The following is a 23,422-nucleotide window of genomic DNA, read 5'->3' on the forward strand; positions in this document are numbered from 1 at the left end:
AATATGGCAGTAAAAACTAAAAGAAATCATAATCGCTATATGTTTGGCCTTGGGACTATTGGCAGAGATATGCTTTATACAATTGTAAGCATGTATCTTCTATTCTTTTTGACGGATATTTTGGATTTGCCAGATTCCACTATGTGGTGGATGACGGGAGCAATGACCATACTTCGTATATTTGATGCTGTAAATGATCCAATCATGGGATTTTTAGTAGATAATACCCGCTCACGATTTGGAAAATTTAAACCATGGATTGTGATAGGAGGTATTCTTGGAGGTATTTTTACGGCTCTATTGTTCCATGATTTTGGACTAAACGGAGCAGGATATGTAATAATGTTTGTAGTAATCTATCTTCTCTGGGACTTAACCTATGGAGCCAATGATATCGCTTATTGGTCAATGCTTCCTTCCTTGACGCTTGACCAAAAGGAACGTGAGAAAACCGGTTCCTTTGCCAGAATCTGTGCCAATATCGGATTATTTACAACCGTAGTTGCTGTATTGCCTGTTACTGGCGCCTTGGGCGGAGATAAAAAAGCCTGGCAGATTACAGTAATCGCAATCGTATTGATTACATGGGCATTTCTTATGTTTACGGTATTTGGAGTGAAAGAGGATAAAAATATTAATGTTAAGCAAGAGTCCACTTCATTAAAGGAAATGTTCAGAATTTTATTCCAGAATGATCAGCTGTTGTTTACGGCTATATCAATGGCATTGTTTATGATTGGTTATTGCACTACCACCGCTTTTGGAGTCTATTTCTTTAAATATGCTTTTAAAAATGAAGGAATGTACTCGGTGTTTGCTGCGATTCTCGGAGTCTCACAGCTGGCAGCCTTATCTGTATTTCCCCTATTCTCAAAAAAATACAGCAGAAAAACTTTATATGCCTCGGCAACTATATTGGTAGTAGCCGGGTATGTAATATTCTTCCTTTCACCAATGAATATGCTGTTTATCGGCGCGGCCGGCATCCTTCTTTTTACCGGTCAGGCCTTCATACAGCTTCTGATGCTGATGTTTTTGACAGATACGGTAGAGTACGGACAGTGGAAGCTGGGACGTCGTAACGAAAGCATCACCTTCTCTGTACAGCCGTTTATAAATAAAATTGGGGGAGCAATTGCGAATGGGATTGTTGGTGTGACCTTGATTGTTTCCGGTATTAATGCTGCAGAGGCACCGGGGGATGTTACTGATTCCGGACTGTTGATTATGAAGCTGGCAATGTTAATTTTACCACTTATCTTTATTGTGATCGGTTACATCGTTTATTATAAGAAGTTCAAAATTGATAAGCAGATGTATGATAGCATAATATCGGAATTGGCTGCCCGTGGTGAAATAAATAGCGAACAGGAGTGATGTTCTATGCTGACAAAAAAAAGTCGTATCAAAGATGTGTATGCAAATCCAATTGGACGGGACATTATTGACCGAGTGCTCTTACAAATGAATATAAGCAAAAAGGCAGTTACCAATCCGATTGTAGGTAATCTAAAGCTAAAGGTTTTACCGAAGCTGCCTAAAAGCCAGCTGGATGAAGGATTCCTGGATACTTTGCTTACACTTTTAAACACGGAACATGAAGCAGCAAAGGGCAATGATGAGGCAATTCTGAAAGCTTGGTGGAAGGAAGCTGTATTTTATCAGATTTACCCCAGAAGCTTTAAAGATAGCAATGGAGATGGCATTGGCGACCTGCAGGGTATAATAAGTAAATTGGATTACATAAAAGAGTTGGGTATCGATGCTATTTGGCTTTCACCAATTTATGATTCTCCTAATGATGATAATGGGTACGACATAAGAGACTATCATAAAATCATGGCTGAGTTTGGAACAATGGAGGACTTTGACAGGTTATTAACTGAGGTTCATAACCGTGACATGAGGCTTATTATGGATCTTGTAGTGAACCATACCTCAGATGAACATATGTGGTATCAGAAGGCCATCCATGAACCGGATTCCAAGTATGGAGATTATTATATTTTTAAGGATCAGCCTAACAACTGGACATCATTTTTTAGCGGTAGTGCGTGGAACTATGTAGAAGAACGCGGGCAATATGCACTGCATTTATTCTCAAAGAAGCAGATGGATTTAAACTGGGAAAATGAAACCCTGCGTCATGAGATTCATGATATGGTAAAATGGTGGCTGGAAAAGGGCGTAGATGGATTTCGCCTGGATGTCATTAATTATATCTCTAAGCGCAGCGGCTTACCGGATGGAAATGAAAGTATCGGTAAGCTTATGGAATATCATGGGGTAGAACATTATTTCTATGGACCCCGCCTCCACGAATATCTGCATGATATGAAAGAGAAGGTGTTTATCCCGTACAATGCTTTTTCGGTTGGAGAAACTCCCGGAACAGGAATGGAAATGAGCAAGCTATTGACTGCTGATTACCGAAAGGAGCTGGATATGGTATTCTCCTTTGACCATCTGGAAACGCCGGGGCATACACGTTTTGATGATTATCAATATGACCTTAATTATCTAAAAAGCTATATGATTAACTGGATGGAGAATTACGGGAATCATTGTCAGCCATCACTGTTTTATGAAAACCATGATAATCCCCGGATGATTTCTAAAATAAATTCAGACAGGCACTATCGGAACGTCCTGGGTAAGCTTTTGGCTGTAATACAGCTTACACTACGAGGTACGCCATTTATTTACCAGGGGCAAGAGATTGGAATGATCAATCAAAACTTTAGGTCCACCTCGGATCTTCGTGATGTGGAATCGTTGAATCTTTATGATGAGTTATGTAACACCATGAATAAAGAAGAGGCATTTGCAAAGATATTAGCCGGTTCAAGAGACCATGCCAGAACACCGATGCAGTGGAACAATCAGCAATATGCAGGCTTTTCTACCGGGAAGCCGTGGATTATGATGGATGAGGATTATAAGAATTGCAATGTAGAGGCGCAGCTTCAAGATGAGAACTCTATCCTTCGTTTTTTTCAGAAATTGATTGCTTTGCGTAAGGAGCATAGGGTCATTTATTATGGAGAGGTGCTATTTATCAATCAAAAAGAAAAAGATCTATTTACTTATTATCGTAAGGATGGAACAGAAACGCTGTATATTGAGATGAATTTGAGCTCATCCAATAAGAAACGGGCAAAATATCCAGAAGGGATTCGTTTGCTATCGAATTATGCAGAGGATTCATCGTCATTCCTACGGCCATATGAAGCAAGTATATGGAAATATAATTAGTGAAAAACCCCAAAGCACGAAATGTAAAGCTTTGGGGTTTTGCCTTGACTATAGTTTTGTGTGGGAGCAATTTTCAGCTTTTAATTATGTAAATAATCCCTCGGCTAATTTGCGGAAAAAATAACGCAATAATGCCAGTGATGTTATGTACCATGGGTACCATCAATATGAAATATACGATAATACCCATGAGAAATGATCTGATTATTTTCGAAAGCAGTACAATATGAGCGGCCTTTTTTTGATCATATTTTGCAGAATATTTTGCGGTATATATGTTTAAAATAAAATTTCCGATTGAGGCAGCACTGCCAATGACCGTGCCCAGTACAACAGAAAGACTGAACTTGTCTGCAAATAGATAAAAAGCAATTAACAGGAAAGACAAGCCGGCTACACAGAAGGATGTGCTTTCTATTTCTTGTTTTATTTTAGCTTGAGGTATCATTCACTCACCTCCTCCACAAAATCTAATCGGTTCCTGTGCCACTTATATTCCCCGGAACAGCCATATCAAAAAATAACCTGAAAGTAAACAGCGGCCACTTCTGGGATATTGTCGATCAATGTTTTTCACTAGGAGATTTCGAACTTCTTTTTAAAACAGTACGGTTTGAATGACCAAGAATCATAGGAACTTTTTCAATATAAACATCACTGGTGTCAAGTCCAAACCAATTCGATGGCGAAACCGTGAACTTCTGTATAAAAAACTTGGTCCTTAACAGAAAAGAATCCCAGCCTGAGAGAGAGGATTGATTGGAAAGAACTTCTTCGATAAATACAAAACGAAAATCTCCCAGTTTGCGGTTTGGTATAATGGAATAAGTATTAGATTGATTTTCAATTTCCTTATTATTCACCAATTCTGTTGATATCTGCCGTAAAAATACATTAAGATTCTGCTCAATTCGAAAGCCAAGATTTATCTGTATATTTACTATAAAGGATGTATTGTATTTTTCAACTACATAGTCTGCCTGATAAGGCTCATCTGTTACGTAAACATTCACAAACCAGTAAACATCAGCTTTTTTCGGCCTTTTATCTAATAGAAAATACATTATTTTACGTTCTATTTCTTTTGTATTTGGGCAATTAGTCAGGCATACAAGGTTACTTGCATATTTCGGAACATCTGGATCGTGACGCAATTGATTTAGCTGCTTAATATAATTTTCAATCGGTACAACTTCGCGAAAACGCATCTTTATGATATGCGATCTATCCCAGATATACATAATGAACAATATTGAAATAGCGATAATTACTGCAACGAATCCACCGTGAAAGAACTTAATAATATTTGCCAGGAAGAAAGAGGCTTCAAAAGTCATAAAGAAAACAAGCATGATGACTGCAAGTGCAAAAGGTGTTTTTTTCTTCCGCATATAGTTAAAGAGCAGAATTGTTGTCATAAGCATGGTAACCGTGATGGCAAGACCATATGCTGCTTCCATTTTATCGGAACTTTGAAAGTAAAGAACAATTCCGATGCAGACAAAGCATAATATCCTGTTAACTGCGGGAATGTAAAGTTGTCCCTTTAAAGCGGATGGGTATAGCGTATGCAGCCTGGGAAACAGATTCAGTTTAATTGCTTCTGATACAAGTGTAAAGGAACCTGAAATTAAAGCCTGAGAAGCTATAATAGCAGCAAGTGTAGAGATTATGATACCATATATTAGAAATCCTGATGGAATCATCTGATAAAAAGGATTGATATCCTCTAATACGGTATGAGAGGGAGTGTTTTTTTTAGATAAAATCCACGCACCTTGACCAAAGTAGTTGAGTAATAAACTTAACTTAACAAAGGGCCATGTGAAGTAAATATTTTTTCTTCCTACATGCCCAAGATCTGAGTAGAGGGCTTCAGCACCTGTTGAACATAAAAATATGCTGCCCAGTATAAAAAAGCCCAGTTTATTATCATTACTAAATAGGATAGCAATAGCATAATATGGTGATAATGCACGTAACAAGGAAAGATTACCTGCAAGATTTATAATTCCAAAAACGGCTAAACTACTGAACCATAAAAACATAATAGGACCAAAGAGTTTTCCGATAAATTCTGTTCCGCTGTGTTGAATAAAAAATAATATGCAGATTATGATAATAACAAGGATAACGATATTACGTTGGCTGCCTCCAAAAAAATCTTCAAAGACTGGAAGCAGTTTTAGTCCTTCAACGGCTGATGTAACCGTAACTGCTGGCGTCAACATTCCGTCAGCTAATAGAGCCGACCCGCCAATCATCGCAGGGATGACCAGCCATTTGGAACGGTTTCTGACAAGGGTAAAAAGTGAGAAAATACCGCCTTCTCCCTTATTGTCAGCTTTTAGTGTTATAAAAACATATTTTATGGTTGTTAAAATAGTGAGTGTCCAAAAAACCAATGATAAAGTTCCAAGAATAAAATTTTCTGATATATTTTCTAACCCGCCGTTCCCTTGAAGAACCGATTTCATTACATATAGCGGTGAAGTACCGATATCTCCGTATACTACACCTAATGTTACCAGAATACCTCCAAGTGTGAATTTGGTTATGCTAGATTTTTTTGATAAAACCACCGTTTTTTTACTCCCTTTGCAAAAGTTTGATATAAAAGGTCAACAGCCCGATTCAGAGTCATCATAGCCTGCCTCATTCAATAACTGCTTTCAAGCAGGAAGCTTCATGGGCGTCTATAATGGACTTGCAGAGAGGAAACATTCAGAACCCATCTGGTTACCGGACATCTTGCTGCGCTTTCTTTCCTTTAATATTAGATACATACTTTGATAGTATAACATGTACAACATTATGATGGGATTAAGGTTTCTCACATGGCATTAAGATGGTATAAAGATTCCTCTCCAAGAGGTAAAGCGGAATAGGCTTCCTCGAAAAATTAACCCATGACTTATGAAAAGACACGGGTTAGTTTTCGTTAAAGTTTGTTTATTCTAATTTTCAGAATAGGAGTCAGTACATTTGCAATCTTCACTCACCCGAAGCATCCGGTAACCAACACCAATATGGGTTTGAATGTACTTTGGATGTGAAGGCGTTTTTTCAATTTTTTTACGCAGGGTTGCCATAAAAACGCGCAGAGCAGGAACATCGTTAGCATAATCTCCCCATATTTCGTGAAGGATAAAATTATGGGTCAGCACTTTGCCCACGTTCTTAGCCAGCAGACAAATAAGCTTATATTCGATGGGAGTCAAATGTACTTCCTCACCATCCAGCCATGTGCAGCCTGCCAAGTAATCAATCTTCAAAAATCCGTTAGTGAAGATTGTTGCATCCTTTTGCAACTTTTCGTTGTCATAGCGAACCCTGCGAAGGCTGACCCGGAGCCGTGCCAAAAGTTCTTCTATGCTAAATGGCTTCGTCAGATAATCATCCGCACCTGCATCCAACGCATCGATTTTATCCCGGTCCTCACTACGTGCGCTGACTACAATAATAGGCATATTTGACCAGGTTCGTACTTTTGTTATGATATTTACTCCGTCCATATCCGGAAGTCCTAAATCCAGAATCATAATATCCGGCTGTTTGGAAACAGCCTCCAAAATTGAACCTTCGCCTGTCTCGGCTGTATGATATTGGTATCCCTGAGTTTCTAAGGTAGTAGTAATCAGTTTCTGTATGGCTTTATCGTCTTCTACAACTAGTATTAAAGGTTTATTCATGAATATTCACTTCCTCTGCTTGCAAGGTAAAGCTAAATACCGTACCTTGTGGAATATTATTTTTAACATAAATGTTTCCTCCATGTGCGTGAATAATTGATTTACATAGAGGAAGCCCTAATCCGAGTCCACGTCGACTGTCTGCGCTGATACTATCAACTGTATAGAACATGTCAAATAGTTTCGGCTTTGCTTCGTCCGGAATGCCGGAACCATCGTCGGCTATTTCAAACTGAATGAATTGTCCGCTTTTTTTTGCTGAAATTGTAATACGCGATCCTGGTGGTGTATATTTGATTGCATTATCTACGATGTTAATAATGACCTGAATGATAAGTCTGGAATCTATTTTAGCCATAAGAAACTCATCTTCGAGAAAAGTTTCAATTGTATGGTCTACGCTTTTTCGATTCACGTGAAGCAGTGCTTCCGCGATGACCTCATCAAGAAGCTCGGGCTGTAAATTCAAATTCAATGCACCATTATCGAGCCGGGTAATGGAAAGAAGGTTCTCGACTAGATTGATGAGCCACATAGAATCGTCGTAAATTCCGGTATATAGGCTCTTTTTTTGGTCTTCATTTAAAATACTGGAATTTCCCATCAGAATACCTGCGTTGCCGGAAATACTGGTAAGCGGGGTGCGCAAATCATGGGAAATTGACCGGAGGAGATTGGCGCGGAGTTGTTCCTGCTGCATCCGCATGGAAGTCTGTTTTTGTGTTTCGCCCAGCCATTCCTTTTCCAGTGCCAGTCCGCATTCTCCCAGCATGGCAATCAATAGGCTTTTTTCAAATGTCTCCAAAGGGTTCTCCTTGTCCATGACAATTCCTGCAATGGCGAATACTCTGTCTTTTCCGCGTACTGCAAGGTATAGGCATTTAGCAGCAGAAAGGGTGTTTGTGGTAGCTCCTGCGCGCTTATTGTTTTTGTGTACCCACTCGGCTACAGTACGCTCATCCGTTTGGATATAAACCTGTGGGTCGGTTTTTGCTCCTTCTTGGAAGAAAAGGAGCGGTTCCGACAAGCCATCTTGCTGTACAGAATAGAAAATCACAGTTCTGTCCAATAGTCTTACCAATTGTTGTGCCGTTTCGCTTAGAATTTCCGATTGATTATTTGCCTGTTGCAATTTACGGCTTGTACCCAAAAGCACTTCCGTACGATAGGCTTTTTGCACAGCTTGACGTGCCTGCTCTTTAACCCGCTTTGTAAGTGTAGTGGTGATAAAGGCGGCCGCCAGCATAACAGCAAATGTGATAGGATAGCCTGAATCGGTTGCTTTGAAAGAAAAGCGGGGTTTGGTAAACATAAAATTAAACACCAGTACGCTCAAAACGGAGGATACCGCACTGTATATCCGGCCTCTCGTCATAATAGCATTGAGCAATACGCCTAAAATATAAACAGTAATGATATTTGCTTCACTAAAACCAAGAGAATTAAACCATAAACCAATCAGAGTACAAATAATCAGAATTCCTATAGTTTTGATAGAATCAACCAGAGAGAACTTTGAAGGGTTTATGATTTTTGGTAATCTTAATTTGAAGGACGACTGTGTATCAGGAAGAATGTAAATATCAATAGTTGGCGCCAGCACGGTTAACCTGTCAACAAAATTTATTTTTGCCGGCCATCTTCCCGTATGGCTGGAGCGTCCCATGACAAGCTTTGAAACCCGGCTTAATTTGGCGTATTCCGCAATCTGTGCGGGAATATCTTCTCCATACACGGTTGCAATCTGCGCGCCGAGCTGCTCAGCAAGTCTTAAATGTTCCCTTAACTGGTTTCTATTTTTATCTTCTAATTCCGACGTTTCTACAAAGAGCGCTGTAAATGTACCGTGAAAAGCTTCAGCCATTCTTGCCGCAGTACGAATGACTTTGGCGTTGGAAGGCGCTGCGGACAGACAGACTAAGATATGCTCGTTGGTATAAGAACCATCGTTTTTTGGCTGTTCATAGTTTAACACCGCGACTCGGTTGACCTGGTCAGCTGTGCGCCGTAGGGCGATTTCACGGAGAGCGGTCAACTTTTCTTTCGTGAAAAAATTAGAAAGTGTGTGCTGCGCCTGTTCTTCGCAGTATATTTTTCCTTTATGCAGACGTTCGATCAGCTCATCCGGCTCCAAATCCACAAGCTCGACCTGGTCGGCACTGTCAAAAACACTGTCTGGAATGCGTTCACGCACGATAATGCCTGTAATGGCCGCCACAACATCATTCAAGCTTTCGATATGTTGTACATTGAGGGTAGTAAATACATCGATCCCTGCGTGCAGCAGTTCTTCGATGTCCTGATATCTTTTTTGATGGCGGCAGATTTCGGCATTCGTATGGGCCAATTCATCTACAAGAATAAGTTTCGGCTTTCTATGTAGAGCGCTATCCAGATCAAATTCCTTCAAAATGATGCCTTTATATGTTATTTCCAAAGAGGGTATGTTTTCCAATCCCTCTAAAAGGGCCATTGTTTCTGGTCGAGCATGAGGTTCAATATAACCAGCTACCACATCAATGCCGTCTTTTTGAACAGCATGGGCGTCTCTCAACATAGAAGAAGTCTTACCTACACCGGCAGCATAACCGAAGTAAATCTTCAGTCGGCCACGCTTTTTTTCGGCCGGCATATTAGAAAGTTGCCCAAGCAGAGAATGTGAATTGTTTTGCTTGATTGCCATTTAAACCTCCTCTTCCTTAAAAGTTTCTTCTTATATTATAATATAGTATAATCAAAATCAACATAACATTATGATTTTTCCTGTGATATTAAGATTAAATTAAGATAGACTTTAGTCAGTGTAGGCTTATTATATAATATAAATTGATATAAGTCATTTAATTCGTTTCTTTGGTGGTATCCTGTGTCGTTGAAAAAACGGATTATTGGGACAGCCTTGAGGCTATTATCTTCATTTTGGATCAGAACAATGTGGTCGTAAAAATCGTGAAAGTTGCCACTGCCTCCGGTTAACTAATGTAGCCGATTGTTTGAAAGGGCAAAAAAGGGAATACACTTATTGCATTAGCAGCACATAAAAAATTTCCGGCAGGAATCTTGGCAACAATATTATGTGAAGAAAAGAATTGCATAGAATGTTACGAAAATATAGAACCGGTCAGGAGTAGCTTTCCGTGTATTATTTACAGTCATGGATATAATAACTTATACGCAAATACTGTGTTTTGTGCTGACATAGCATCTCATATGGACCACACCGATTTGATGTCATAAAGATTAAGAGTACTTTATCATGGAGGAGAAATATGGTAACTTTTAAAGATAAGCAGATTTTTATTGATGGGAAACCAATATTTTTATTATCTGGCGAAATGCATTACTTCCGCCAGCCGAAAGCAAACTGGCAGCATTTAATTGATGAGGCAAAGGAAATGGGACTGAATTGTATTTCATCCTATGTGCCCTGGATTCTTCATGAAGAAGAGGAAGGGGAATATTGCTTCGAAGATAATTTGGATTTGGGGGCGTTTATTGACATGTGCCAGGAGAACGGACTGCATTTTTTTGTAAGACCCGGCCCATACATTATGGCAGAGATTAAAAAAGAAGGAATCCCATACTGGGTGGGAAAAAAACATCCTGCAGCGGTGCCGGTGGGCTTTGACGGAGAGCAAAGACCATGCAATACCATAGATTATCTGAATCCGGGATATTTGGCAGAATGCCGGAAATGGTACATGAAAGTCATGGAAATCATTGTGCCCAGACTGCAATGTAATGGCGGAAATATTATAGGGGTACAGCTTGATAATGAAATCGGTATGCTGAACTGGGTAACAAATCATCCTACTCTCAATGACAATGTACTGCGCATGATGTCAGAGTATCTTGCTTCCCGATACAGTGAAGAGGAACTGGAATTACGTTATCCCTTCTGGAAGCAGGGCGAGACTGCGGTATTTGCAGCCATGAGATCCCCGAAAGAACCTTATTCTTTGGAGTTCCACCGGGATTTTGGAAAATTTATGAGGGTTTATTACGTACGCTATGTGAAAGAACTGAAAACATATGCAGAAGAATGCGGTGTCCATGACACACCGTTTTTTATCAACATCCATGGAACAGGAGAAGCAAGAATCTTTGATTTTCCGCTGGGAATCAGCCAGCTATATGAGGCTTATAATCAGGACGAAGGATTAATCAGCGGTACAGATGTATATTTAGGCGAACCGACAGAAGGAAAATACCAGGATTTATATGTAATCAATGCAATGACAGATGTTATGAATAAAAAAGAAAATCCTTTGACTTCTATCGAGTTTGAGTGCAGCGATGGACCCTACTGTTCTTTGAATGGAATGCGTTTCCACCCAAGCGCCACTTCCCAGAAAATGCTGATGTGTCTTTCTCAAAATGCACGTATGCTCAGCTTCTACGTGTTTAGCGGCGGCGAAAACTATTTGCTTCATCACCCGGAAGATGACGGGAACGCAAGAATGGCATTTACCGGCGAACTTCATGGATTTAATGCACCGGTGCAGCCGGACGGAACACACAATTACTCTTTCAGGTATATTGCAGATACAGCAAAGTCAATTCATGCTTTAAATGAATTGATAGGCTCTTCTAAACAGGTATTGGATGATGTGAGTATGGCATTTATTCCTGATTATTTCCTTACAGAAGCAGTTTATCCGAAATCAGAGAAAATGCAGGCATTATTCCGGAATTTGAAAAGGTTGCGCTGTGCAGGGCAGATTGACAATATCGGACGAGCGCTGCTGGGACATCATATCAGTTTTGATGCTGCTGATATTCAGCACGATGAGATTAAGCAGAGAAAGGCGCTGGTAGTTCTTTCTGCCAGATATATGGCAGGCGACATCCAACGGAAATTGGTTGATTTTGCAGAAAAAGGCGGAAAACTAATACTGTATGGAGAGGTGCCTGAATATAATATGGAAGCTATTCCATGTACAATCCTGAAGGATGCGTTTGGGATGAAAGAGCCTCAGTATATTGAAACCTTCCAGCCGGTATATTTTCTTTCCATGCAGGCTTGCGGCAATCTCACTGGTGTTGCCCCCATGCAATGCGGACAGTTTGCACAGGCATTTCCCAAGGACGATTCTGCAATATTGGAAGTATACGGAAGCGGTAAAATGTGCGGAATGGTGAAACCGGTAGGAATGGGAACAATCTGTGCCATTACAGGCGATTATCCTGCCGGGATGCAGTTCTGGGGAAAAATATTTGACATGCTTGGCATCCATGCAGGACTTTCGGCAGAATATTACCGTCAGGGAATCTACATTGCACAGACGGAATCGGAGGATGGACAAAAGCTTGTATATATAATGAATTTAGACTGTATGGATAAGAATATTGCAATAAAAATAAACGGGGAATCTCTGTTTGAGAACTTCATGCTAGGGGATAAAAAATCTTTTATTTTACCGGTAAATGTTAGAACTCCTGCTGCAACAGTTGTAAAATCCACAGCAGAGATTACAGGTATGAATGAAAACAGCATTACCTTCAGGCTTAGTCAGTCTGTAGATAAAATTTATCTTTTAACAGACAGAACGGTGATTCATGCGGAAGATTATGAAGTCGGCCGGGAAGAAGGACTTACCGTTATTCAGGCTGTAAAAAAAGGAAAGCAGGAGATTTGTGTAAGATTTGCATAGGATTTTCATGAAGATATCTCTGTTGAAAGAGAGTATCAGGTTCAACGGTCATCTTTTTTATCTCTTCAAGGCAACTCTACCAATTCCAGAGGTAGATCGGAGTTTCCGAATATATAATAAATATCCCGGTAATCAATCCATTCTTTCTCATTCTCTTGAATACTATGCACGGATGGTATTAGTTCTTTAATCCTATTTTCATAGGTATATAGTCTGTGAGCTATAATATTAATCTTATAAAATGTCGAAATTTAATAAATAAACAAAATAAGGAGTATAAATTATATGAGCGAACAGACAATCAATGACTTACATATCGTATTAGATAATATTGATTCGAGAATTGAAGAAGGTACTATTAGTACAGAAGAGCTGCAGTACTTAATGTATCAAAAAATAAAGATATTACAGCTTATTGATGATTTTAATCAAAGAAAAGGATATTTTATAAATTATTAACCGTAAAAACTTTAGGGATGCGGCAGGCTAAAGGAGATTTTGTGAGTATTATGGATGTTAAGTATATAAATACTATTTTAGAGACTTTCAATATTACTTTGGAACAATTCGGAGTACATAATATTAAAAGGTGTAATATTCAAAAGAAAAGCAAAATGTACTTGAATTTAGATTTATCGACAATAGTCTGTTTTCAAGGTGCGGTTCAGGGCGATATAGCTCTTTCTATGCCTTTAGATACTGCAAAAAGATTGGCATCAATAATGATGATGGGGATGAGTATTACTTCCATTGATGATATGGCTAAAAGTGCAGTAGGGGAATTGTCCAGTATGATAGCGGGTTCTTCCGCAACAAAACTTTCTTCATTTGGGTTATCAACAAAGGTCAATCCTCCCAGAGTTATTTTAGAAAACGCTGAAATTAACAGTTTTGAGACTTTAGCGATTGATTTTGAAACTGATCTGGGAAAAATAGAACTTAATATTGGACTGAATATATAAGCTGACAGGCCCAAACGGCATCTTTATTGACCATTCAAGAAAGAGGAGATAGGAGAGATAACAAGAGGTTTGAAAAGACAGAATTATAATGAGGCTGTGTTTTTCTCATATCGAAAAACATAGCCTCGCCTGATATAGCAGAAATATCTATTTTATGATACGTATGGTGCCTTCCTTACGTGGCGGAGGAGTGGATTCCTTACCGATATATCCGATTGCGGCAGCGGAGCAAATGGTGTGTTTTTTGGGGATACCCAGCTCAAAAAGGGCTTCACGCACGCCGGAGTCGCCGCGTAGCCAGTGCAGCTGATTGATATAGCAACTGCCCAGCCCAAGTGATTGCGCCGCTAAGAACAGGTTTTCCAGTCCGAGCGCGCAGTCCGCCATTGCATTCTCATAATCTAGCCGGTTCGAGGCAATAACGAGGGTAGGAGCATGATAATAAAAGTTATAGCTTTCCCGTTGTGAGGCCGCTTTTGCTCCGAGCTTGCCGGGATAGTCGTCATCCGGTACCCAGTGCTGGAAGCCTTCCCGCACAAGCTCATTCAGCTTCAAAAGAATTCCCTTGTTCTGAATGGCGGTAAACAGCCATGTTTGATTGTTTCCGCCGCTGGGAGCCCAAATGGCGGCATTAAGCAGCGTTTCCAGGCATTCCGGCTCAATCTGCCGCTCCTGGAAGTTTCGAGTGCTCCTGCGCGCATGGATACTGTTCAATACTTCGTTCTCAATCACAGTGAATCCTCCTATCCGCAGCCGAATATACTCCGGCTGCTTATCCATATTAGTTTATCCTAAAATCGATTTTCTTGCCGGACATTTGGTGTGGTCGGTAAACCAGAAACAATTTTTACAACTGCGGCACATGTTGACCGGTTCGCTCCTTAGCACATGATTTGCAAATTCAGGATCGGTCAGCATGCCTTTACCAATGCCCACAAGGTCTGCATAATCATTCTCAATCAGAAATCGGACCTGTTCTTCCGTCCGGATTTCGTTGACCGCGATCACAGGGATGCTTACTTCTTTCTTGATTTTACACCCGCTATAGGTCATGGAACTGCATAAAAAGCCTTCAGGGACGGGCTGTACGGGTGGTTTTGTACCAAAGGAAATATTGAGGATATTGATGCCGGCTTTTTCAAAAATCTTAGCTGATGCAATGCCATCCCTGCTTTCAGGCTGATATTCACCCATTCGGACGCCCAAAATGAATTTTTTATGTGTATTTTTCCGTATCTCCGGCAGAATCTCGGTAAGGATTCTCGTACGGTTATCAGCATTGCCGCCATACTCATCGATGCGCCGATTGTAGGAAGCATCGATGAATTTGCATAAAGTGTATCCATGGGCAAAATGGAACTCGGCACCGTCAAAACCTAATGCACAGGCAGTGACAGCCGCCTGTATCATATCCTGCTGTATCGAATGAATTTCCGAAAGCGTCAGCTCATTGATATCCAGATCGCCGCAGGCAAGCTGCATCATGACAACTGCACCGTATTCGTGGCAGTTATCAGCAATCTGTCTTAATACCCGGGTATTCTCTTCTGACCACTTTTCGGTGGAACCCGCTGCGCCGGAAACAGCGGTGGCCTGAATGAATATTAGCCCCGCACCGCCTTTGGCGCGGGCGGTGTAATGTTCAATGTGCTGGCTGCCATAAAAGGAACCGTTGTCCCCGTGGAAGGAAAACGTGACCATGGGCTCCATAACAATTCTATTTTTGATCGTATTGCCCCGAATCGTGAGGGGCTCCTGCAGTTTTCTCATAGTTTAACTTCCTCTTCTCAAAAATGATTGTAGAACACAGTATCCGCTAAAGGCTTTCTGTGATTATGCATCTGCTGATTCGGTGCTGCGTCCTCTGCCGGATATCCCATTGGCAGCAGGGCAACTGGTATAAAATGTTTCGGCAGGGAAAATTCTTTTCTGACAGCGGCAGGGTCGAAATGGGCCACCCAGGTGCTTCCCAGCCCGAGATCAGTGATTTGCAGCATCAGATGTGTGGCAACAATGCTGGCGTCAGCTTCTCCGGTGTCGTAGTTGTCATAGCTGCGTTTCGCACTGGCGGCGTTGTCATAGCAGACGAGCAGAGCCACCGGAGCATTAAAATGGCAGGGTGTGCATTTCTTTAATTTTTCCAATGCCTCGCTGCTTTCGATAATAAGAATGCGCTGTGGCTGAAGATTACCGGCAGTCGGCGCAAGCTGACCTGCGTTGAGGACCAGCTCGAGTTTTTCTTTTTCCACCGGTTTATCGCTGAATTTACGAAGGGAATACCGCTCTTTTGCAAGACTTATAAAGTTCATTTACCTCTCCGCCTTTCCGATTCAATTTTCACTAATGTTTATGCATTCATCGCACAGTATTATGAAAATCAGTCTTTACATTTTTTGGGGAACTGATTATACTAAGTATATTCTATAAGGAACATATCTACAAGTACGCACATTTTTGTGCCTTAGATTAGGAGATTTATGATGTCAAAAGAATGTGAGAAGACAAAGGCGGTTCATAAGAAGAAATGCGCCGTGATACATGCACTCGAAATTATCGGCGGGAAATGGCGGTTGCCGATTATCTGGGAACTCTCTGCGAAGGAAAGCATGCGGTATAACGAGCTGAAACGCTGTCTGGATGGGATTACCAATATCATGCTGACCAGGGCATTGCAGGGTCTGGAAGAGAACGGGCTGGTCAGACGTGTGGAGCTCTGCCAGATACCGCCCCATGTGGAATACTCCCTTACCGAGAGCTGTAAGCAGCTGCTGCCCGCTTTAGAGATTATCAATGAGTGGGGTAAAAGAAAAATGCTTGATACTTCCTGTTGACATTCTGTATGGTGATGGCCTTTTTAGATTAGCCATGTTATAATACAGATAAATATTTGTCGGATAATGTAAAGAGCAGAAAATTTATGAATCATAACAAATAAGCACTATACCGTGTACGGTATTAAACGGCTCTATAACGTGAGTATTGAGATTATCTAACTTGCTAAAGTGATGTATAATCGTTATGTGTAGCAGCTTTGCGCTTTAACGATAACATAAAAAAGTTACATTTTCAAATATGACACGTTGTTGTCTGGTTTGTCATGCTATAATGATGAAAATTTAGTAGGAGGAGTTAAAAATGAGCAGGTACGAAGACGGAATAAAATTAATCGAGGAAAGGTGCGGCAACGGAAAAGATAATATCATCTCTCTCTCAACCATCGCAATGGAACCGAACGCTGACGGAAAACCCCGTCCTTATATCCGTGATGTGGACGCTTATTATGAAGACGGCGTGTTTTATGTTACTACTTGGGCGAAATCAACTAAAATGCAGCAGATAGCTCAAAACAAAGAGGTTGCATTTGCGGTTTGCTTCGAGTGGTTTTCCGGAAATGGAATCGGCGAAAACCTCGGATGGGTTTTAGACCCGAAAAACGCTAAGCTAAGGACTAAACTTCGTGAAGCATTTTCCAAATGGTACGACGACGCAAATAATGAAACGGATGAAAACAGCATTATTTTGGCAATCCGCATCACAAGGGCCACGGTAATTAAAGACCACGGTGCTGTGCGTTACAATATGGACTTTGTGAATAAGGTAGAGACTGAAGAAGGAAAAATTAAATAAGGTGCTAAGCCGTATCTAAATATTCGGTGCTTTAAAATGGCACCTAAGGTATTTAAAGAATTTGTTTTGAAAAATTGATAGCTGAAGGATATGGCGATATGAATTCAGTATTTAATAGACCACAGTTAAAGAGAGAAGAAATTGCCTTTGAATTAGCTAAGATAAGATCACCATTAGCCAGATTATTACCAGAAGAACAAGTGGAATGGGTAATCATACTACATTATAGCAATATAGCTTGATGAGAAAAAGTAATTATATATGATTTAGACAGTAAAGATTTACGACGATATAGCAATATATATTGAACGATAATATAAGACTGATAGGAGATGGGAAAACTGTAATGGTATTTACGAAAAAAGACTATAAGTCTTCTGACGTGCTGCGGCTGGCATTTGAGGCGTCTCCTGTATGTACGGTGCTTCATGCACTATTATCCGTTACATATGCTGCCTTGAAGACGGCGATTTTGGCATTGGCAACGGCGAACTTTGTTGACACTGCCACTGAAATACTGCAAGACGTGCGTCCACAGGGCGACATCTATTGGCCACTGGCACTGCTCCTCCTGACGCTCGGTGTCTTTACTACTATTGGTGCGGTGACCCAGCTCCTTTGCTCACGCATCAACTTAAACCTTCAGCGCAAGCTGAAGCCGGCGGTAGTTAGGATTCATGCCGCGCTGGATTTTAAACATATCGAGAACGCTGAGAGCTGGGAGCTCATTTCGCGTGTATCCCGTGACCCGGTGAAGTCCATCATGGATGGATTCAGCGCTTTTATGCAGCTTTTACAGATTATTATCTCCGTCTCCTCAGTCTTGATTCTGATAGTAACACAGGTATGGTGGGCGGCGTTGGTTATCCTGGCATTCTCCGCCCCTATGTTCGGGCTGTCGCTGCGCGCCGGCAAAAAGACCTATCAGGCTGGGCGCGAAGCCGAGAAGTTTAACCGGCGTACTGATTATCTGGGTGAAGTACTGACCGGGCGCGACAATGTGGATGAGCGTACGATCTTCGGTTATGACGATGAGATCAACCGCAAATGGCAGGAGCAGTACAAAGCCGGACGTATTTTACAACTAAAGGTGACGGCTAAATCATTTCTGATTACCAAAAGTTCCAGCATGATCATCGCTCTGACTGCCCTGTTCGTGGCACTGACGCTAATCAGTCCGGTGGTGAACGGTCAGATGACAGCAGGTATGTTTATGGGCGTCATGGGTGCGGTGTTCAGTATGATTCAGCAATTGGGTTTTCAGATGTCACGTTCCCTTGAAAGTATTTCACGCACAGGCGAATACATGAAGGATCTGACCGCGTTCACTCAGCTCAGTGAAGCAAAAGACGCGCTTAGTGAGCCTGACGTCGAGCCGATTGCATTTGAGTCACTAGAGTTTCGTAATGTTCGCTTCCAATACCCCAGCGGTGACCGCCTGATACTGGATGGTCTATCCTTTAGGCTGGAAGCCGGGTGCCATTATGCCTTTGTTGGTAAAAACGGCGCGGGTAAAACGACGATTACGAAGCTGCTGACCGGACTATATACCGAATACGAGGGCGAGATCCTGATCAACGGAAAGGAACTGCGCGAATATTCGACCAGCGCCCTAAAGGCGCTCTTCTCTGTGGTATATCAGGATTTTGCAAAGTACTATATTTCTGTGAAAGACAATATATTGATTGGTGATATCCATACAAAAGGGAAAGAGGCGCAAGCGGCACATTTGGCCGGTCTGGATGAAACCATTGCCGAATTGAAGCACGGTATCGACACCCCTCTGGGCAAAATATTGGAGGGTGGGCAGGATCTTTCCGGCGGCCAGTGGCAGCGTGTGGCTATTGCCCGGTCGCTGATTAGCCACGCTCCTGTCAAAATGCTCGACGAACCCACCGCCGCGCTTGATCCGATCAGCGAGAGCCGGGTGTACAGCGATTTCGAAAAGGTGATGCGCGGGAAGACAACAGTGTTTATCAGCCACCGCCTCGGTTCGACTAAGCTCGCCGACGAGATCCTCGTGATTGATGATGGGAAGATCATAGAGCGTGGCACACATGACGTGTTGATGCAGGCAAATGGACAGTACGCCGAGATGTTTGAGGCGCAGAGGGAGTGGTATCAATGAGTGAGCAAAAAAAGAAATACCCTTTTTTCAAAACCCTGCTACGGATTATCCCGCTCCAGTTTAAGAGCGCACCATGGAACTGTATTATTGAGAACTCACTGGCAATTGTCCATGGGGCGTCATTCTCACTCTCCGTTATCGCAACACAGTACCTGTTTGATGCGATTGCCAATGCCGCCACTGGGAACGCAGGCTTTTGGGATTGCCTGATTCCGCTGCTTATTTTGGCGGGAGTAACCTTTGGACAGCAGATTATTAACGGCGTACAAAACTTTCACGGCATCGGTATTCTGTTGCCGAAATCGGCAGGAGGGCTGACGGATCTTCTTCACCGCAAACTCCAGCGCATCGACCCTGCGCAATTTGAGGATACAATTTTTCTGGACAATCTGAATAAGGCAAGGGAAGGCGTTCGCGCAATTACGATGTTTTGCATGGTTGCCTTTGTTATGGTCAGTTTTTACGGCGTCTATTTTCTAACAATCGGCGTATACCTATTTAGCCTGAAGCCGATGCTGCTGATCACGTTGCTGTTAGCCTTCATCCCTGCGATATCGGCGCAGATCGTCCGCGCTAAAGTGTTTACGAAGCTGGAAGACCAGAGCGCTCCACTGCGCCGTGAGTACGAATACTATCAAAAAACCATATGCGACAGGGAATATTTCAAGGAGACCCGCGTACTGGGAGGGTTTCAGTTTTTCCACAAGCTGTTTTCTAGGACTATGGAACTGCTCACCCGTAAGCAGTGGCAGGCTGAACGCAAAACCGCTCTGTTACAGCTTGCGCTCAACCTTACCACATTTGCGGGTATGGCGCTTTCGACCTATATCCTATTTACGGCGACGATGGCGGGGGAGATCTCGGTCGGTGCATTCGCGGCAGTGTTTACGCAGCTGGGGAGTATTTTCAGCATTATGCAGGAAATTGTCAATCAACACATCGGCAACATGAATAGGGATATCGGCAAGGTTGTCAACTTTATCCGCCTGCTTGACATGCCGGAGAAAAGCGGTACGGAAGGCTCGCCGGACTTTACAAAAGGCATCGTTGCAGAAGGCATCAGTTTTACCTATCCCGGCAGGGAAAAGCCCGCAGTCAGGAATGTGTCCTTTACCCTCGTGGATGGTGAAACGATTGCTATTGTCGGAGAAAACGGCGCGGGGAAGAGCACGCTTGTGCGTTTGCTGACCGGGATTTATCGTCCGTCGGATGGGCAGGTGACGGTCGGGGGATTGGATACGGCCGAGACTGCCCCGGCCTGTGTGTATCAGGGCATATCGGGTGTGTTCCAGAAGTATCAGCGGTATAAAATGACGCTTGGGGAAAACGTGGCCATCAGCGATACTCGGACGAAAGTCGATACCGCGAAGATCAACGATTCACTCAAAGAAGCCGACGCGGAACTTGGCAGCGATATCAGCTTTGAGACAATGCTTTCGCCGGAGTTTAACGGCATTGATTTGTCCGGCGGTCAGTGGCAGCGGGTGGCGATCGCTCGAGGGCTATACAGGGCGAATGGCTTTATCGTGCTGGACGAGCCGACATCCGCCATTGACCCGGTGGAAGAAACACGGATATATAAGCAATTTCAAAAGTTGGCGGAAGGCAAATGTGCTGTCATCGTAACGCACCGCCTTGGTTCTGCTAAACTAGCGCACCGTGTTGTGGTGATGGACGCCGGAGAAATTATTGATGTCGGGACGCACGACGAATTGCTGTCTCGTCCTGGAAAATACGCCGATATGTGGGTGGCACAGGCACAGTGGTATGATAGGGCGCAATAAAGATGCTATACAGTTTTTGAGGCCTATAGTTATTCAAAAGAGTATGGGCTGGAAAGAGAATTGCGAGATGCAATGGCTTGCAGTATTTACTTGGGCACATCTGCAATAATTAAACTGCCGCCAGGACCCCACCATGTTCAAGTGGCATCTTTGCTCCAGATACAATCTGTTTATGATTAATCAGACCGTGCAGCGAAAAATCTAATCCAATATCATAGTTTTATAATATTTCTCCATACAAGCTTTTGTAATGAAGTGATACTATTAGTATGAGCATGAATTATTATGAATACGAGGAGAAGATAGTATGAACACACAGCTGCAATTTACAAAGGTCAAAATGAAAATCAGCAAACTGGGCTCGGAAGCATCTCTACCTGATATTTTTTGGGACATGCAGGAGAAGAGCAAGGTGAAATCCAAATTAAGTGAATATGAAGAAATCTTTGAAGGATATGGCAGTGTTAATACAGCATATCCCTATCGGCAGTACAATACATACAACCGTCAATTACATACAGAAGAGGTATCAGCGGCAGTTCTTGAGAATTCTTTTCTAAAGGCTACATTTCTGCCAGATTATGGAGGAAGATTGTGGAGTCTGATCGATAAGGTGACAGGCAGAAATTTGTTGTATACGAATGACGTGATTCGTCCAAGCAATCTTGCTCTTCGGAATGCATGGTTCAGTGGTGGAGTGGAATGGAATATTGGAATCATCGGTCATAATCCGTTTACGATGTCTCCTTTATTCACTGCCGAATTTTTGGATGAGGAAAAAGGACCGATTCTTAGGTTTTATGAGTTTGAGAGAGTTCGAAAGGTTTCCTATCAAATGGATTTTTGGCTGGAGGAGAATAGTAAATATCTGAACTGCCGCATGCGAATCAGTAATCAGAATGACACGGTCATTCCGATGTATTGGTGGAGCAATATGGCAGTGCCGCAGTATCAGGGAGGACGAGTTGTAGTTCCGGCAACATGGGCATATACTTGTATTGATAATGTATTACAAAAGGTCGAAGTGCCGAATAATTGTGGTTATGATTTGACACAGTACGAAAATATCAATAATCAGATTGATTACTTTTTTGATATTGAAGACAAGGATTCCAAATACATCGCAAATATTGATCAAAACGGTTATGGATTATTGCAGATGTCCACGGACCGCCTAAAGGGTAGAAAGCTGTTCTGCTGGGGAAAGAATGAAGGCTCCGACCGTTGGCAGGAGTATTTAACCGAAGAAGCGGGAAGATATGTTGAAATACAGGCAGGACTGGGAAAAACACAATATGGCTGTATCCCTATGGCTCCCAATACGGCTTGGGAATGGTTGGAGCAATACGGTCCGATACAGATAAGCAGTGGGGGAACACAAAACTTTGATGCAGCTAAAGGTGAAGTAAATGATTATGTTTCTTCTTTAATTGGAGGACAGAAGTTAGAGAAAATTCTTCTTGAGACCAGATCCCTCTCAAAGGTCAAGGGTAGAGTAATGTATCAAGGCAGTCAAAATGGAGTTATGGAAAACTGCGTTCGAAAGAAGCAGGAAATCCCTCCTATATCCCCGCATCTTGATTTTACAACCGCCGATGAACGATATAGTGAGTGGATCTCATTTTTGGAAGATGGGACATTGTGTTGTCCGGCACCGGATAAAAAACCGATGGAATATATCTGTGATGAATTCATTTATGATAAATTGAAGTCCGAAGTAAAGGCAAAGGAAGCGAATAATTGGTATGCTTGGCTTCACATTGGTTTTTATAGTTTGTATAAGGAAAACTTTCAAGAAGCGAAGGCTGCTCTGTCAAAATCAAACCAATTACAAGAAAATGCCTGGGCTAAGTATGGCTTATCCATTACTGCAATTGCTGAGTGCTGTTACGAAGAGGCAATCACATTACTGGAATCCGGAATTAAGCAAAACAGAACGGATCTGTCCTATGTGAAAGAGAGCTATAAAGTATTAAATAAACTAAAGGCTGTTAAAGTAATGCATGAGCTTTATCTTCAATTACCGGCGGAGATTGCTGCCGAATCAAGAATGGTTTTAAATTATATCATAGCACTCAAAGGAATTGGAGAATATCAAAGAGCATATGAGCTGCTGATGAACAACGGCGGTCTGGAGGTTGATGACATCAAGGAGGGTGAAGACAGCATAGGAAGCATATGGCTGGAATTGTATTCGAAGTTGTATCCGAAGGAAAATGCTTTCGTGCCGCATAAATTCCATTTCAGATCTTTCTAAAATTTATCTTGCCATATTACAATGAAAAAGGAATGATATCATTATCGAAGGATAACCGGTAAT

17 protein-coding genes are annotated in these 23,422 nt (G+C 42.0%); 11 read left to right on the forward strand and 6 right to left on the reverse strand.

All coding sequences use genetic code 11. From position 1 onward, the window contains the following. Nucleotides 1–3 precede the first annotated feature (3 nt). Together BUF11_RS01655 and BUF11_RS01660 are read left to right on the forward strand one after the other, a co-directional pair. Nucleotides 4–1,377, forward strand: a complete 1,374-nt coding sequence (locus tag BUF11_RS01655) for a glycoside-pentoside-hexuronide (GPH):cation symporter (RefSeq protein WP_073587064.1) — start codon at nt 4–6, stop codon at nt 1,375–1,377. Nucleotides 1,378–1,383: 6 nt separating this feature from the next. After that, on the forward strand, nt 1,384–3,255 hold the full coding sequence (locus tag BUF11_RS01660; RefSeq protein WP_084558401.1) for an alpha-glucosidase: 1,872 nt from the start codon (nt 1,384–1,386) through the stop codon (nt 3,253–3,255). Between the two features lie 563 nt (nt 3,256–3,818). On the opposite strand, the gene BUF11_RS01670 is transcribed toward BUF11_RS01660, so the two are convergent. From BUF11_RS01670 to BUF11_RS01680, 3 genes are all read right to left on the reverse strand, one after another. Beyond that, complete coding sequence (locus tag BUF11_RS01670) at nt 3,819–5,837, reverse strand: KUP/HAK/KT family potassium transporter (RefSeq protein ID WP_073587066.1); 2,019 nt, start codon at nt 5,835–5,837, stop codon at nt 3,819–3,821. A 375-nt stretch (nt 5,838–6,212) separates the two neighbouring features. Then, complete coding sequence (locus BUF11_RS01675; protein ID WP_073587067.1) at nt 6,213–6,947, reverse strand: response regulator; 735 nt, start codon at nt 6,945–6,947, stop codon at nt 6,213–6,215. Further along, nucleotides 6,940–9,630 carry a sensor histidine kinase gene (locus BUF11_RS01680; protein ID WP_073587068.1) on the reverse strand — a complete coding sequence of 897 codons (2,691 nt, stop codon included), beginning with the start codon at nt 9,628–9,630 and terminating at the stop codon, nt 6,940–6,942. Before BUF11_RS01680 ends, BUF11_RS01675 begins: the two co-directional genes overlap by 8 nt. A 586-nt stretch (nt 9,631–10,216) precedes the next feature. Here BUF11_RS01680 and BUF11_RS01685 point away from each other — a divergent pair. The 3 genes from BUF11_RS01685 to BUF11_RS01690 all read left to right on the forward strand — a co-directional run bounded on the left by BUF11_RS01685 (nt 10,217) and on the right by BUF11_RS01690 (nt 13,563). Then, the gene (locus BUF11_RS01685) at nt 10,217–12,601 is read left to right on the forward strand and encodes a beta-galactosidase (protein ID WP_073587069.1); all 2,385 of its coding nucleotides are present in this window, start codon (nt 10,217–10,219) and stop codon (nt 12,599–12,601) included. 285 nt (nt 12,602–12,886) lie between these two features. Continuing rightward, nucleotides 12,887–13,060 (forward strand): hypothetical protein, encoded by a 174-nt coding sequence (locus BUF11_RS24220; RefSeq protein ID WP_175561968.1) that lies wholly within the window; start codon nt 12,887–12,889, stop codon nt 13,058–13,060. 50 nt (nt 13,061–13,110) lie between these two features. Next, nucleotides 13,111–13,563: a chemotaxis protein CheX gene (locus tag BUF11_RS01690; protein WP_073587070.1), complete on the forward strand. Its 453-nt coding sequence runs from the start codon at nt 13,111–13,113 to the stop codon at nt 13,561–13,563. A 147-nt stretch (nt 13,564–13,710) separates the two neighbouring features. Here the strand turns inward: BUF11_RS01690 and BUF11_RS01695 are convergent, their stop codons facing one another. The 3 genes from BUF11_RS01695 to BUF11_RS01705 are packed head-to-tail and all read right to left on the reverse strand — an operon-like array spanning nt 13,711 to nt 15,872. Continuing rightward, complete coding sequence (locus tag BUF11_RS01695; RefSeq protein ID WP_242952292.1) at nt 13,711–14,295, reverse strand: nitroreductase family protein; 585 nt, start codon at nt 14,293–14,295, stop codon at nt 13,711–13,713. Between the two features lie 54 nt (nt 14,296–14,349). Next, nucleotides 14,350–15,333 carry an NADH:flavin oxidoreductase gene (locus BUF11_RS01700; protein WP_073587072.1) on the reverse strand — a complete coding sequence of 328 codons (984 nt, stop codon included), beginning with the start codon at nt 15,331–15,333 and terminating at the stop codon, nt 14,350–14,352. Nucleotides 15,334–15,350: 17 nt separating this feature from the next. After that, a complete protein-coding gene (locus tag BUF11_RS01705; RefSeq protein ID WP_073587073.1) occupies nt 15,351–15,872 on the reverse strand; it encodes a nitroreductase family protein in 522 nt (173 codons plus the stop codon). 171 nt (nt 15,873–16,043) lie between these two features. Here BUF11_RS01705 and BUF11_RS01710 point away from each other — a divergent pair, with 171 nt between their 5' ends. From BUF11_RS01710 to BUF11_RS01730, 6 genes are all read left to right on the forward strand, one after another. Continuing rightward, nucleotides 16,044–16,394, forward strand: coding sequence for a winged helix-turn-helix transcriptional regulator (locus BUF11_RS01710; RefSeq protein WP_073587074.1), 351 nt, complete (start codon nt 16,044–16,046; stop codon nt 16,392–16,394). Nucleotides 16,395–16,698: 304 nt separating this feature from the next. Then, nucleotides 16,699–17,190 (forward strand): pyridoxamine 5-phosphate oxidase, encoded by a 492-nt coding sequence (locus tag BUF11_RS01715; protein WP_073587075.1) that lies wholly within the window; start codon nt 16,699–16,701, stop codon nt 17,188–17,190. 98 nt (nt 17,191–17,288) lie between these two features. Then, a complete protein-coding gene (locus BUF11_RS24580) occupies nt 17,289–17,432 on the forward strand; it encodes a hypothetical protein (protein ID WP_207665461.1) in 144 nt (47 codons plus the stop codon). A 104-nt stretch (nt 17,433–17,536) separates the two neighbouring features. Then, nucleotides 17,537–19,318, forward strand: coding sequence for an ABC transporter ATP-binding protein (locus BUF11_RS01720; RefSeq protein WP_073587076.1), 1,782 nt, complete (start codon nt 17,537–17,539; stop codon nt 19,316–19,318). Further along, nucleotides 19,315–21,102 (forward strand): ABC transporter ATP-binding protein, encoded by a 1,788-nt coding sequence (locus BUF11_RS01725; protein ID WP_073587077.1) that lies wholly within the window; start codon nt 19,315–19,317, stop codon nt 21,100–21,102. The genes BUF11_RS01720 and BUF11_RS01725 overlap by 4 nt, the downstream gene beginning before the upstream one ends. A gap of 307 nt (nt 21,103–21,409) precedes the next feature. Then, complete coding sequence (locus BUF11_RS01730) at nt 21,410–23,359, forward strand: DUF5107 domain-containing protein (RefSeq protein ID WP_073587078.1); 1,950 nt, start codon at nt 21,410–21,412, stop codon at nt 23,357–23,359. The last annotated feature ends 63 nt before the right edge of the window (nt 23,360–23,422 follow it).

The organism is Anaerocolumna xylanovorans DSM 12503, from assembly GCF_900143645.1.
Lineage (GTDB): Bacteria > Bacillota > Clostridia > Lachnospirales > Lachnospiraceae > Anaerocolumna > Anaerocolumna xylanovorans.

Bases quoted from the DNA above. Each gene is read 5' to 3' on its own strand.
- BUF11_RS01725 (WP_073587077.1), top strand. From the start codon at position 19,315: ATGAGTGAGCAAAAAAAGAAATACCCTTTTTTCAAAACCCTGCTACGG.
- BUF11_RS01685 (WP_073587069.1), top strand. From the start codon at position 10,217: ATGGTAACTTTTAAAGATAAGCAGATTTTTATTGATGGGAAACCAATA.
- BUF11_RS01730 (WP_073587078.1), top strand. From the start codon at position 21,410: ATGAACACACAGCTGCAATTTACAAAGGTCAAAATGAAAATCAGCAAA.
- BUF11_RS01715 (WP_073587075.1), top strand. From the start codon at position 16,699: ATGAGCAGGTACGAAGACGGAATAAAATTAATCGAGGAAAGGTGCGGC.
- BUF11_RS01690 (WP_073587070.1), top strand. From the start codon at position 13,111: ATGGATGTTAAGTATATAAATACTATTTTAGAGACTTTCAATATTACT.
- BUF11_RS24220 (WP_175561968.1), top strand. From the start codon at position 12,887: ATGAGCGAACAGACAATCAATGACTTACATATCGTATTAGATAATATT.
- BUF11_RS01660 (WP_084558401.1), top strand. From the start codon at position 1,384: ATGCTGACAAAAAAAAGTCGTATCAAAGATGTGTATGCAAATCCAATT.
- BUF11_RS01705 (WP_073587073.1), bottom strand. From the start codon at position 15,872: ATGAACTTTATAAGTCTTGCAAAAGAGCGGTATTCCCTTCGTAAATTC.
- BUF11_RS01700 (WP_073587072.1), bottom strand. From the start codon at position 15,333: ATGAGAAAACTGCAGGAGCCCCTCACGATTCGGGGCAATACGATCAAA.
- BUF11_RS24580 (WP_207665461.1), top strand. From the start codon at position 17,289: ATGAATTCAGTATTTAATAGACCACAGTTAAAGAGAGAAGAAATTGCC.
- BUF11_RS01710 (WP_073587074.1), top strand. From the start codon at position 16,044: ATGTCAAAAGAATGTGAGAAGACAAAGGCGGTTCATAAGAAGAAATGC.
- BUF11_RS01680 (WP_073587068.1), bottom strand. From the start codon at position 9,630: ATGGCAATCAAGCAAAACAATTCACATTCTCTGCTTGGGCAACTTTCT.
- BUF11_RS01655 (WP_073587064.1), top strand. From the start codon at position 4: ATGGCAGTAAAAACTAAAAGAAATCATAATCGCTATATGTTTGGCCTT.
- BUF11_RS01675 (WP_073587067.1), bottom strand. From the start codon at position 6,947: ATGAATAAACCTTTAATACTAGTTGTAGAAGACGATAAAGCCATACAG.
- BUF11_RS01720 (WP_073587076.1), top strand. From the start codon at position 17,537: ATGGTATTTACGAAAAAAGACTATAAGTCTTCTGACGTGCTGCGGCTG.